Consider the following 10,940-nt stretch of genomic DNA (forward strand, 5'->3'; position numbering starts at 1 on the left):
CGATCAGCGCACGACCCGGATGACGCCGCAGGCGATTCTGGCGCCGGCGTTGCCGGCGGGTTGGCTGCGGTAATCGTCGGCGTTGGCATGCACGATCAGTGCACGTCCGGCGATATCGGTGGCTGCGCCGCCGCCAAGAGTAACCGCTGGCAGGCGGATGTCGACGTTGACGCGACCCTGCGCGTCGGCACGCAGGTTGTCCATGTCACCGGCGTGATGCGCACCGGCACTGTTGCGGCCGTGCGGCTGGCCGGCCGGATTGAAATGCGCACCGGCGCTGCTCGCATCGACCGCACTGCAGTCGCCGCGCTCATGCACATGGAACCCGGCCACCTGCAGGGGCTGCAGGCCGCCGATGACGCCGGTGATATGCACGCCGCGCGTATCCGGGACCAGCGCAAGGCGCCCGCTGACCAAGCTGGCCGAGGCAGGCGACAGATTGGCTTCGGCCATCTGCGCAGTGCTGACCACCGGCACGACGGGTGCCACGGGGCGCGGCGGCGGCGTGCTGCCGCAGGCGGCCAGGCCGACCGCGATCACCGCAGCGAGGACGACAGGGGAACTGCGCATGGGAAGACTCCTTGGTTGCAAACTAACGGTGCGCTCGTCCACAGGCCATGAAAGTGGCCGGGACACGGCGCACACGCGGTGTGGACATGCGGTTCATCCGCCGCGGCGGCGCCCGGCGCCGAGCTTGCGGGTGAGGGTGTTGCGGCCCATGCCCAGCCGCGCGGCGGCCTCGGCACGGCGGCCGTGGGTGATCTGCAGCGCGGCCTCGAGCAGTGCGTGGTCGACGCGTTCACGCACCTGTGCGTGCAGGCCTTCGGCGCCTTCGGCCAGCCGCTGGCGCGCCCACGCCGACAGCAGCGTTTCCCACTGGCCCGGATCGCTGGCGCTGCGCGAGCGCGGCGCACCCGCGCCCCGATGCAGCGCGCTGTCGACGTCGGCCACACCGATGCTGTCGGCCGCAGCGAGCGCGGCCATGCGCCAGCACACATTCTCCAGCTCACGCACGTTGCCCGGCCAATCGTGTTCGCGCAGGGCCTGCAGCGCCGCCGCGGTCAGCCGCTTGGGGGGCGTGTCCAGTTTGTGTGAGGCGGCCGCAAGGAAGGTCTCGGCGAGCTGGGCGATATCGTCGCGACGCTCGCGCAGCGGCGGCAGCCGCAGCCGAACGACATCCAGCCGATGCAGCAGGTCCGCGCGGAAGCGCCCCTGCGCGACCAGGCTTTCCAGGTCCTGGTGGGTCGCGGCGATCACGCGCACATCGACGCGGATCAGTTCGCGTCCGCCGACACGGAAGAACTCACCCTCGGCCAGCACGCGCAGCAGGCGCGTCTGCAGCGGCAACGGCATGTCGCCGATTTCATCGAGGAACAGCGTGCCGCCGTTGGCCTGCTCGAAGCGGCCGATATGGCGACGCTGCGCCCCGGTGAACGCGCCGGCTTCGTGGCCGAACAGCTCGCTTTCCAGCAGTTCGGAGGGAATGGCCGCGGTATTGAGTGCGACGAACGGGCCCTGCACGCGCGGCGATTCGTGGTGCAGCGCATGCGCGACCAGTTCCTTGCCGGTGCCAGTCTCGCCATTGATCAGCACCGACAGCGGCGCCTGCGCCAAGCGCCCGATCGCGCGGAACAGCGCGCGCATCGCCGGGGTATCGCCAACCAGCTGCGGACGCTGGTCCGGCGGCGTGGCGCTGGCGGTCTCGCTCGGCTCGGCCAGGGGCACATCCGGGGCCGGCAGCACGCGCTGCGCCAAGGCGACCGCATCGTCCAGATCGAAGGGCTTGGACAGGAACTCCTGCGCACCGCCGCGGAAGGCACCGGCCGTGCTGGCCACGTCGGTGTAGGCCGACATCACGATCACCGGCAGCTGCGGATGCGCGGCCTTGAGCTTGTCCAGCAGCACCAGCCCATCATCGCCGGGCATGCGCACATCGGTGAACAGCAGGTCCGGTGGCGGCTGATCGGCCAGCATCGCCAGCGCCGCAGCTGCGCCCTCGAAGCCTTCGACACGGTAGCCGGCCTCGCGCAGCGCGGTGCACAGCACGAAGCGCACCGCGCGGTCATCGTCGACTACCCAGACGCGCTGGGCGGCGGTATCGACCTGGTCAGCCATGGGCGGCGGTGTCCTCGGCGGGGGTGCCCTGCCCGATCGGCAGCAGCACGGTGAATACGGTATGGCCCGGGCGCGAGCGGTAGGTCAGGGTGCCGCGATGCTCGCGCGCCACCTGCTGGGCCAGCGCCAGGCCCAGCCCGGTGCCCTCGGCGCGGCCACTGACCAGCGGCAGGAACAGATGCTCGGCCAGGTCTTCGGGCACGCCACGGCCGTCATCGGCGATTTCCAGCCGCAGCGCCAGCGGGTGCAGTTGATCCGTGATGCGCACACCGTGCTCCACCCGCGTGCGCAGGGTGACCGTGCCGGCCCCGGCCTGGATCGCATTGCGGACCAGGTTCCACACGGCCTGGGTGAGGCGGTCGGCATCGCCATCGAACTCGGGAATGCTGGGGTCGTAATCGCGCTGCATCCGGACCGCCCAGCCACCCTCGCTCTCGGCCAGGCGCAGCACGCGCTCCAGCGAGGCATGGATGTTGAGCGCTGCATGCGGCGCGGCCGGTGCCGGCGACAGCAGCTGCTCGAGCAGGCCGTTGAGGCGTTCGATCTCCGAGCCGATCAGCTCGATCAGTTCACGCTCGTCCGGATCGCGTTGCGCGTTGCGGCGTGCCAGCAGCTGGGCCGCGCCCTTCAACCCGGCCAGCGGGTTGCGCAGCTCATGCGCCAAGCCCTTGAGCGCGGCACTGAGCGCGCTGGGCAGCGCCTGGGTGGGATCCAGCCCCGGGAATTCGTCGACCGGATGCGCCTCCAGCAGCCAACCGCCCTCATCCCAGCGGCTCAGCCAGCCCTCGGCAAAGCGCGGTGCATCGCCCGGCAGCGCCAGGGCCAGCCGGTGCAGGCGCAGGGTGTCGCGCTCGTCACGGGCCAGGAAGTGGGCCAACGCGTCGCCCTGCGCTTCCAGCGAGGCCAGCGGCTGGCCCAGCAGGCGCCGCACGCTCACGCCCAGCCAGCGCGCGAAGGCGGGATTGCAGCCCACCAGGCGGCCGCTGGCATCGGCCCAGGCGACCGGGGTGCCGAGGGCGTCGAGGACGGGGGGCGATAGCGCGGTGGTCATTGCACCAATGTAGTGCAAAACGGCAGGCGTGTTGATCCCGGTTTCCTGCCTCGCTCACGCATGCTGAAGAATGTTGACCAGCCGGCCCAACGGATCGCGGAGGTAGAACCGACGCACACCCCACGGTTCGTGGACCGGGCCATAGGCGATGGGGAGGTTGGCCGCGTGCACCCGACGAAGCACTTCGTCCAGGTCGTCGACCTCGATGGAGAGATCGGGCACGACGGTACCGGAGCCGCCTTCGGACGCCACACTCACCTGGACCTTCATTTCGGCGGATCCCGCATAGGTGCGGATCCAACCGTGATCCATGGCCAGTTCCAGGCCGAGGAGGTCCCGATAGAAACTGTCGGCGGCGGCCGGATCGGACGCGGTGATGTTGGCGATGATGCGTTTGATTTTCATGAGTCCTCCCGGCAATCGATCGCTAGTGCTAAGCCTCAGCCCAGCTGAGAAATACACCAAGCAACTCAGTCAAGTTCCCGGCACCACCGCTCGCTACAAACTGCGACTTCTCAACCGTGCAAATGATCCAGTCAGCATCATCTTCCGAGTCCCCGTGGCTGATCGATGCAAAGGGCTTTTGCTCAAGCTCCGTCTCGATGAGATCAATGCTGACGTGCCAGCCGGGGTTATCAAGGGTCTCGATAGTGACCCCAAACGTATGCTCCCAGTCCTCGTTGCACTGCTTTCGATACCAGTGCTGGAGTCGCTGCAGTTCATCCATCGGTGTCACTCGCTCTTGTCAGATGCCTTCGGCAGCGCCACACCCTTCGGCCACAGCATCCAGATCGTGCCCTTCTGCTTCATGTGCCCGGCCAGCTCGCCGGCCGCATCGCCGGTGCCCCAGAAAAGGTCCGCGCGCACCTCGCCGGTGATGGCACCGCCGGTATCCTGCGCGGCGACCGGGCGCACCAGCGCGGTGCCGTCCGGGCGCGTGGTGGACAGCCACAGCAGGCTGCCCAACGGCACCACGTTGCGGTCCACGGCGACGCTGTAGCCGGCGGTGAGCGGCACGTTCAACGAGCCGCGCGGGCCTTCACCGCTATCGGGGCCGCGGGTGAAGAACACATAGCTCGGGTTGCTGGCCAGCAGCTCGGGCACGCGTGCGGGATGGGCATCGGCCCAGGCGCGGATGGCGGCCATGCTCACGTCGGCCTGCTTCAGCTCGCCCTGCTCCACCAGCCAGCGGCCGATCGGGCGGTAGGGATGACCGTTCTGATCGGCGTAGGCGATCCGAAGCTGGCGGCCGTCGGCCAGCTGCACGCGCCCCGAGCCCTGGATCTGCAGGAACTGCAGGTCCATCGGGCTGGTCAGCCAGGCCAGCACCGGTGCTTTGACGCCGTTCGCGGCGATCCGCGCAGCATCGTCATACGGCTTGAGCACGCGCCCCTCCACTCGGCCGCGCAGGCGCTTGCCCTTGAGTTCGGGGTAGAGGCTGTCGAGCTGGACGCTGACCATGTCGTTGGGCACGCCGTACACCGGCACCGATGCCTTGGCGGTGCGGGTGAGGCTGCCGGAATAGATCGGCTCGTAGTAGCCGGTGATCAGGCCATCGGCGCGGTTGCCGGCGGCGCGCAGCGCATAGACGTCAAGATTCGCCTGCAGGAACTGGCGGATGGCGGCCGGCGTGGTGGCAACGTTGGCCGCCGCTGCGCAGGTGGGTGCCCAGTTGGCGTCGCTCTTCAGGCGCGGGCAGGCGGTGCGCCAGGCCGCGAAGCCGGCTTGCAGATCGCTGTCGCTCACGGCGGGGAGCGCTTTCCAGTTGGCCTTGGCGTAGGTACCGGGGGTGGTAGACGGCGGTGCATCGGGCTTGGGCGTGCTGACGCTGCAGGCGGTGAGCAGGGCCAGGCCCAGAAGGGTCAAGGCGAGGTGCTTGAATGCGGCGGTGATGCGCTTGGCCTTCATGGGTGCTCGTTTGTGCGGTGTAAGCGTTTGATTGTAAGTGGCTGCTGCCCACGCAGCGGATCAACAGTCCGCGCTGGCCGTCCGTTCCACCGCTGCAGGAGCAGCGAATGCAGGATGCGGGCGTCTTCGAGGTCGAGATCAGGCGGCAGGTCGTCACGGCCACGGAAGCGGCGATGGAAGGCGCCGGCTGCGGCGGCGCGGTCGTCCAGCGGGTAGCCGAAGGCCTGCAGGGCCAACCACGGGTCGAAGCCTTCCGGCGCAGCGCCATCGCTCGCGCGCGGCCATACCCCGAAACCCGCCTCGGCCAACTGCTGCCAAGGGAAGTAGCGGCTAGGGTCCTGCTTGCGGACCGGTGCCAGGTCCGCATGGGCGATGATCTGCGTGCGCGGGATGTTTAGGCGCGTGCACAGATCGTCCAGCAGGCGCATCAGCGCGGCAATCTGGTCAGCGGCAAACGGACTGTCGCCGTCGTTGTCGATCTCGATGCCGATCGAAGCAGAGTTGAGGTCAATGATGGTGCCCCAGCGGCCACCGCCGGCATGCCAGGCACGGCGGCTATCGGCGACCAGTTGGTAGATGTGGCCATCCGCGCCCACCAGATAATGCGCGCTGACTTTGCCACCGCTGTTGGCGGTGCGCAGAGTGTGCAGGCTCTGCTGGACGTTGTCCTGGTCGGTGTGGTGCAACACGATGATGACCGGGTTGCGACTGTTGTAGTTCGGCGAAGGCACCCAGGTTGCAAGCGGGCTGCGCACATCGGTGCTGGCGCAGGCGGCGAGCAGAAAGGTGGCAAGCAGCACGAGCGGGAGGCGGAATCTGGGCATGGCCTGATTGTGCGTCATTCCGCCTTGCCCTGCGTAGAGCCACGCAGGGCGAAGCCTACCTGCGCTCCCGGGTTATGGTTCCACCTCTCGCACGACTGCAGCCCGCGAGCACGTTGTGGGAGGGCAGTCCGCTGACAAAGCCTATAACGCACTGACCCGATGCAGTGTCTTCGACGCTACAGGTGCGACCTCCCCATCACAGGCTCTGCCTATAGCTTGAACTCCTTGCTCAGAACCTCAACTCCGTCGAGCAACACCGTGCAGCGCTTGGCATCGGCGGCAGGCACGAGCTGGCCGAGCAACGGATTGAGCGAGGCATAGAAGGTCTTGCTGCAGGCATCGTCCTTGTCAAACGGTAAGGAATGGCCCTCTGCGTCAAACGTGATACGGCACTCAAACACCAAGCTCTCAGGCAGGACTGCGATTGGCGCGCCCTTCATCGTGGCCATGTCCATCACGGTGACCATTTCGTTGCAACCACCACCCACGACCTGCCCCTCGTACCGGCCATCGAACACCACATCCTCGTAGTCGGTACCACTGAACACGGACTTTCCATTGATGCTGGCAGTCACACTATTGGGTTTGAACATCCCCGCCGACACAATGCACACCTCAGCCTTGGCGGGAGTACCCTCCATATCCCGTGTCTCCGACTGGCACTCAGCAAACGCCACCGAAGCTCCAGACAGCGAAAGGATCACGATGGCGATTGAGGCGTACGTGCCCTGTTTCATAGAAAATCCTTCATTTATCGGAGACAACAGGGCCGAAGCTCTGGAACAATCGACGCTTCGGACGTTCACGCAACATCCTTGATAGCGATCACCATTGGTACCCGTAAGCCCAAGCCGCATTACCCAGGGCGAGAGCCAGGAAAAGGCAACCACCTGATAGGGCGGCGCCCGGCGACCGAAGAAATTCCACACGTTCAATCAAGCGCTTCTGTGCCTCGCTTAACGCGTCGCGCTTCAGGCCAGCCCAGAGCATGAACATGTAGATCGATAGCACTACAAATACGATTGAATGCAACCACGCTGGAAGAACCGTTCCATTCATTACCAGACAGCTCCAAAGTTAAAAAATCAGCACGCGCTCGCGGATCTGGACCCACTGACCAGAGAGCGGCCTGCGAGCGCGGAAGTTTAGACGAAAGAACCATGAGCACCGGCGACCAGGCCGAGCAGGATTGCCGCGGCTATCCGTCTGGGCGCCCAATCGTCCAGACGCTACCGAACGTCCCACCCAGCAAGGCGCTGAAGATCCCGCCCTCCGCGAAAGCCCCGCCCACCTCAGCGCAAGCATTGCTGCTCTTTATCTTGTCCTGCCGATGCGCCTGACCGACTTCCAGCAGGATGTCGCTTCCGGAGTCTAGGCCCAGTGTGGTGAGTGCCGTCAGGGCGCCCTGGACCACGTGGATGTCGACACGTAGACGGTGCAGACAGATGCCGTTTGATTACGTGCCGGAATTCCCGCTGGCTACATGACAGAGAAGACGCGGAACGACGCTACTGTTCAATCCCCTCTCGTTCCATGAGATGCATCAGTTCATCACCAAGTGCGCTTCCAACGTCCATTGTTACGCCAATTCTCGTTTGATAAGAACTCCTACCCAATGTTGCGAACGACTCGCGCAGACAGGAGAAAAGAACGTTCAGCTCATCCTTGGTCAAATGCAGTTCAATCCTTTCGTCGCCAAGGTTTTTCAGGTCCATTCTTTACCCCCTCATACTCGCTCGGCGTGGCGCGGAAAGCGATCTTTACGTAACGCATCATCTGACCACGCTAGTTCTCCAAGAGAGAGCGAGTCAAGCATTTCTCGCTGTTTTCTGTTCCGCGTACTCCTTTAGATACTCCTCCAATGGTCTATCTGTGCCAAGAACCACAAGCTCTCCAGAATCCCTGTCAATCAAGAAGGGTCCATTACCGGCCAACTGTGCAGAGAGGTCCCCGGTGTCTAAGAATTCCTTTGACTGATAGCAAAAGTACCAACCCTCCTGGAACTCACCCTCAAGCGAGATCTGGACCAGAATGTCAGACTGCCTCAAGTACTCCGCGGCTTGCGATAGAGCCCGGCTGTATGTGATCACAGTTCACCTCACTTACTTTGTTTTTGGAAGTTGTAGAGCTTTGAACGGTAATCCCCCACATCTAGCAGTCGCCAAAAGTGGAACTATGCTGCCAGTGCAAGTTTCTGCATTGGCGTGATGCCGCCAAGCGCCATGTTCGGCCGCTCGTGGTTGTAAGTCCATAGCCAACGAGTGGCGATATCCTGGACCTGTTCGATGTCATTGAACAGGTTGCTGGCAAGCCAAGCGTAACGCACGGTCCGGTTGTAGCGCTCGATATAGGCGTTCTGCTGAGGATTGCTTGGCTGGATGTAGAGCAGCGCTATATCGTGCCGCTCGGCCCATGCTTGCAGGGCTCCGCTGATGTACTCGGGCCCGTTGTCGCCGCGTATGGCGCGGGGCTTTCCGCGCCATTGAATGACCTGTTCCAAGCTGCGGATGACGCGCGCCGCAGGCAAGGAGATGTCGACCTCCATCGCCAGTCCCTGACGGTTGAATTCATCCAGTACGTTGAGCATCCGGAAGCTGCGTCCATCAGCCAACTGGTCGTGCATGAAATCCATCGACCATGTCTGGTTGACCGCCTCAGGCACCGCCAAAGGCTCCGGCACTTCCCGGACGATGCGCTTGCGCGGCTTGATGCGCAGATTCAGCTCCAAATCGCGATAGATCCGATACGCGCGCTTGTGGTTCCAAGCGAAGCCCTTCACGTTGCGTAGGTGCAGGAAGCACAGCCCAAAGCCCCAATCGCGGTAGGCGCTGGTCAGCCTGAGCAACCAGTCGGCGATGGTCGCATTTTCTTGGCAGGCCTTGGCCTGATAGCGGTAGCAGGTCTGACTCACCTCGAACGTCCTGCACGCATGAACGATGCTGGTGATGCCTGCCTGGACCGCCCGTCTGGCCATCTAGCGACGCTGAGATGGCCTCACCATTTTTTTGAGAGCGCTTCCTTCAGCAGCTCGGCACTGAGCTGCGCATCGGCGTACATCTTCTTCAGTCGCCGGTTCTCGTCCTGCAGTTCTTTGAGCTGAGACACCATAGATACATCCATGCCGCCGAACTTGCTGCGCCACTTGTAGAACGTCGCTGAGCTGATGCCATGCTGCCGGCAAAGGTCAGGGACAGGCGTGCCGGCCTCGGCCTGCTTGAGTACGGCGATGATCTGGCTGTCTGTGAATCGTGATTTCTTCATGGGATCTCCTCGGGTTAGGTTACGAGAAAATTCCACTTCTGGCTGCGGCTAACCTGCGGGGGGATTACGCTGTGATTGGACTGGCCCATCAAGCCTGAGCCCTCGCTATAACGCTCTTCTGTGCGATCAGGCTGATAGCGGTCCTTATCAACTGACGCTTGCGGATGTATCTAGATGTCTGGCCGAGGTCCGCGATGCACGAATCGACTGCGCAAGAGTGCATTCAAAACATCGGCGCCAAGTGTTTCTCCTTTAAAACGCGGGTGGATGACGCTTTCATTGGCGCCACTCGTTGTTCAACTTGAAGCCAGCTCTTGCCATCTCTCCTCCACTATTCAGCTCAATGCTGACCTACAGTCACTTCGGCTTCCACTGGGAACAGGCAGCCATCACTCCAGGGAACACCCGACGCCGCGAAGTGACTATCGACCGCTTCAAAGAGACGATCCTCGAATGTTCCGGCACCGGCACCGGCACCAACATGAACATCAGAAACGATATCGAGCAGCACCTGGGTGCCGCACATAAACTTACTGAGCCAATACGACTCGCCTTCCTCGGAGAGGTCAAATGGGTCAAGGCGCGAGAGCGCGGAACACAGTTCGGGAAAATCATGCGAGCCGCCGTCGCGGGGCGACGGCTCATACATTAGTTCACACAGGCCCGAGGTAAGACATCTGTACGTCAGCTCAACTGCATACTGCCACTGCACGACTTGGCTTCCCATTATTTCTCCACCCAGCAGTGCATGTGGCGAATAGTCGTCCATCGTGAACAGATGAATGTCCTCCGCCACGACTCGAGGAATGATAGGAAGCACAACTTGATCCATGAGAATTGAATGTCTCTGGCGGGCGCGAGTCGCTTTCTCCACACGCTACCACACTGGCCGCCCGGACCTTCGGCCACGTCCTGCAGCGACTCGATGGTCAGCGTGCCGCCGGTCTTTACATCGATGCGGTCGGCCGTCGCGGTGGCGCCGCGCAGGGTGGTGTTACTCTCGGCCCTGAGCGAGATGTTCTGGCCGGTGAGCGTGGTGTTCTGCCAAGTGGTGCTGTTCGCGTTGGACCTGCTGCTGCCCACGCTGGCTTCAGCGTAGACATAGAAGCCCGAGAACGAGCGTGTTTGTCTGTGGCGATTCCTTTGCAACACTCGAATTGGACGGGCGCGACACCCCAAGGGGCCATGTGACCCACATCAGCCCGGTCCTACCAGCAGTGGCCGTACCCCGATGGCTGCTAGATTTGCTCCCTGTTCAACTACAGCGTGAAATAGCAAGGCGAACGCCGACGCCAATCTCTGAAGGAGTACTTGTGGCGCTCAAAACGACGTTCTGATCTTCCGGCAGTGCTGCCCATGCATCGAGCCTTTCTTGGACGGAAGGCGATACGACTATCTGCTCGCGAATGCGCTCGGCATGGCAGCTGGATGTCGACTTGAACAGCGCACGCTTGTTCTTGTACCCCAATTGACCCACAACGTCGTCAATACATGCCTCGTAATACTGTCCGTTCAACTTCAGATCGTACAGGTCCTTGTCGAAGGTCACGTCCGGATGGATCCAGACATCATGACGAGGCGCGGCGAGAACAAAGCGACTTGCATCCAGCGCTCTAAGAAGGGCCTCACCGATTAGATGATCTTCGGCCCCGCCATGTAACAAGATTTTCTCCCCCAACGGGTCCCATCGCATACTTCGGTAGCCCGAAAGGGTATGCACAAGAATGAAATCTCTCCCACTCAAAATGACCGCAGACGGTCTTTTTTCAACGTCATTCATA

At 63.1% G+C, this 10,940-nt stretch carries 12 protein-coding genes and 1 pseudogene; 1 reads left to right on the top strand and 12 read right to left on the bottom strand.

Annotated features, from left to right (window positions below; genetic code table 11):
* Positions 1 to 3: 3 nt before the first annotated feature.
* The 11 genes and pseudogenes from HDC96_RS14110 to HDC96_RS14165 form a co-directional block, all read right to left on the bottom strand.
* Positions 4 to 570 carry a superoxide dismutase family protein gene (locus HDC96_RS14110; RefSeq protein WP_179460552.1) on the bottom strand — a complete coding sequence of 189 codons (567 nt, stop codon included), beginning with the start codon at positions 568 to 570 and terminating at the stop codon, positions 4 to 6.
* A 93-nt stretch (positions 571 to 663) separates the two neighbouring features.
* Positions 664 to 2,115, bottom strand: a complete 1,452-nt coding sequence (gene ntrC / locus HDC96_RS14115) for a nitrogen regulation protein NR(I) (protein ID WP_179460553.1) — start codon at positions 2,113 to 2,115, stop codon at positions 664 to 666.
* Positions 2,108 to 3,166 (bottom strand): ATP-binding protein, encoded by a 1,059-nt coding sequence (locus HDC96_RS14120; RefSeq protein ID WP_179460554.1) that lies wholly within the window; start codon positions 3,164 to 3,166, stop codon positions 2,108 to 2,110. The genes ntrC and HDC96_RS14120 overlap by 8 nt, the downstream gene beginning before the upstream one ends.
* 54 nt (positions 3,167 to 3,220) lie before the next feature.
* Positions 3,221 to 3,571 carry a VOC family protein gene (locus HDC96_RS14125; protein WP_179460555.1) on the bottom strand — a complete coding sequence of 117 codons (351 nt, stop codon included), beginning with the start codon at positions 3,569 to 3,571 and terminating at the stop codon, positions 3,221 to 3,223.
* Between the two features lie 28 nt (positions 3,572 to 3,599).
* A complete protein-coding gene (locus HDC96_RS14130) occupies positions 3,600 to 3,893 on the bottom strand; it encodes an immunity 53 family protein (protein ID WP_179460556.1) in 294 nt (97 codons plus the stop codon).
* 5 nt (positions 3,894 to 3,898) lie between these two features.
* Positions 3,899 to 5,074 (bottom strand): MltA domain-containing protein, encoded by a 1,176-nt coding sequence (locus tag HDC96_RS14135; protein ID WP_179460557.1) that lies wholly within the window; start codon positions 5,072 to 5,074, stop codon positions 3,899 to 3,901.
* Positions 5,071 to 5,898, bottom strand: coding sequence for an N-acetylmuramoyl-L-alanine amidase (locus HDC96_RS14140; protein ID WP_179460558.1), 828 nt, complete (start codon positions 5,896 to 5,898; stop codon positions 5,071 to 5,073). The genes HDC96_RS14135 and HDC96_RS14140 overlap by 4 nt, the downstream gene beginning before the upstream one ends.
* A gap of 209 nt (positions 5,899 to 6,107) precedes the next feature.
* Entirely contained in the window at positions 6,108 to 6,635 is a 528-nt protein-coding gene (locus HDC96_RS14145) for a hypothetical protein (protein WP_179460559.1), read from the bottom strand.
* Between the two features lie 771 nt (positions 6,636 to 7,406).
* Positions 7,407 to 7,613, bottom strand: coding sequence for a hypothetical protein (locus HDC96_RS14150; RefSeq protein ID WP_179460560.1), 207 nt, complete (start codon positions 7,611 to 7,613; stop codon positions 7,407 to 7,409).
* 458 nt (positions 7,614 to 8,071) lie between these two features.
* Positions 8,072 to 9,159 (bottom strand): annotated as a pseudogene (locus HDC96_RS14160) (IS3 family transposase).
* Between the two features lie 340 nt (positions 9,160 to 9,499).
* A complete protein-coding gene (locus tag HDC96_RS14165) occupies positions 9,500 to 9,991 on the bottom strand; it encodes a hypothetical protein (RefSeq protein ID WP_179460416.1) in 492 nt (163 codons plus the stop codon).
* Positions 9,992 to 10,114: 123 nt separating this feature from the next.
* Here HDC96_RS14165 and HDC96_RS18405 point away from each other — a divergent pair, with 123 nt between their 5' ends.
* Positions 10,115 to 10,258 carry a hypothetical protein gene (locus HDC96_RS18405; RefSeq protein WP_257018759.1) on the top strand — a complete coding sequence of 48 codons (144 nt, stop codon included), beginning with the start codon at positions 10,115 to 10,117 and terminating at the stop codon, positions 10,256 to 10,258.
* 156 nt (positions 10,259 to 10,414) lie between these two features.
* On the opposite strand, the gene HDC96_RS14175 is transcribed toward HDC96_RS18405, so the two are convergent.
* Complete coding sequence (locus HDC96_RS14175; RefSeq protein ID WP_179460563.1) at positions 10,415 to 10,939, bottom strand: contact-dependent growth inhibition system immunity protein; 525 nt, start codon at positions 10,937 to 10,939, stop codon at positions 10,415 to 10,417.
* Position 10,940: the final 1 nt, after the last annotated feature.

This window comes from Stenotrophomonas sp. JAI102 (assembly GCF_013409105.1).
GTDB lineage: Bacteria > Pseudomonadota > Gammaproteobacteria > Xanthomonadales > Xanthomonadaceae > Stenotrophomonas > Stenotrophomonas maltophilia_AA.

Excerpts from the sequence above, each read along its gene's own strand:
- HDC96_RS14145 (WP_179460559.1), bottom strand. The coding sequence starts at position 6,635 with ATGAAACAGGGCACGTACGCCTCAATCGCCATCGTGATCCTTTCGCTG.
- HDC96_RS14165 (WP_179460416.1), bottom strand. The coding sequence starts at position 9,991 with ATGGATCAAGTTGTGCTTCCTATCATTCCTCGAGTCGTGGCGGAGGAC.
- HDC96_RS14120 (WP_179460554.1), bottom strand. The coding sequence starts at position 3,166 with ATGACCACCGCGCTATCGCCCCCCGTCCTCGACGCCCTCGGCACCCCG.
- HDC96_RS14150 (WP_179460560.1), bottom strand. The coding sequence starts at position 7,613 with ATGGACCTGAAAAACCTTGGCGACGAAAGGATTGAACTGCATTTGACC.
- HDC96_RS14125 (WP_179460555.1), bottom strand. The coding sequence starts at position 3,571 with ATGAAAATCAAACGCATCATCGCCAACATCACCGCGTCCGATCCGGCC.
- ntrC (WP_179460553.1), bottom strand. The coding sequence starts at position 2,115 with ATGGCTGACCAGGTCGATACCGCCGCCCAGCGCGTCTGGGTAGTCGAC.
- HDC96_RS14130 (WP_179460556.1), bottom strand. The coding sequence starts at position 3,893 with ATGGATGAACTGCAGCGACTCCAGCACTGGTATCGAAAGCAGTGCAAC.
- HDC96_RS18405 (WP_257018759.1), top strand. The coding sequence starts at position 10,115 with ATGCGGTCGGCCGTCGCGGTGGCGCCGCGCAGGGTGGTGTTACTCTCG.
- HDC96_RS14110 (WP_179460552.1), bottom strand. The coding sequence starts at position 570 with ATGCGCAGTTCCCCTGTCGTCCTCGCTGCGGTGATCGCGGTCGGCCTG.
- HDC96_RS14175 (WP_179460563.1), bottom strand. The coding sequence starts at position 10,939 with ATGAATGACGTTGAAAAAAGACCGTCTGCGGTCATTTTGAGTGGGAGA.
- HDC96_RS14140 (WP_179460558.1), bottom strand. The coding sequence starts at position 5,898 with ATGCCCAGATTCCGCCTCCCGCTCGTGCTGCTTGCCACCTTTCTGCTC.
- HDC96_RS14135 (WP_179460557.1), bottom strand. The coding sequence starts at position 5,074 with ATGAAGGCCAAGCGCATCACCGCCGCATTCAAGCACCTCGCCTTGACC.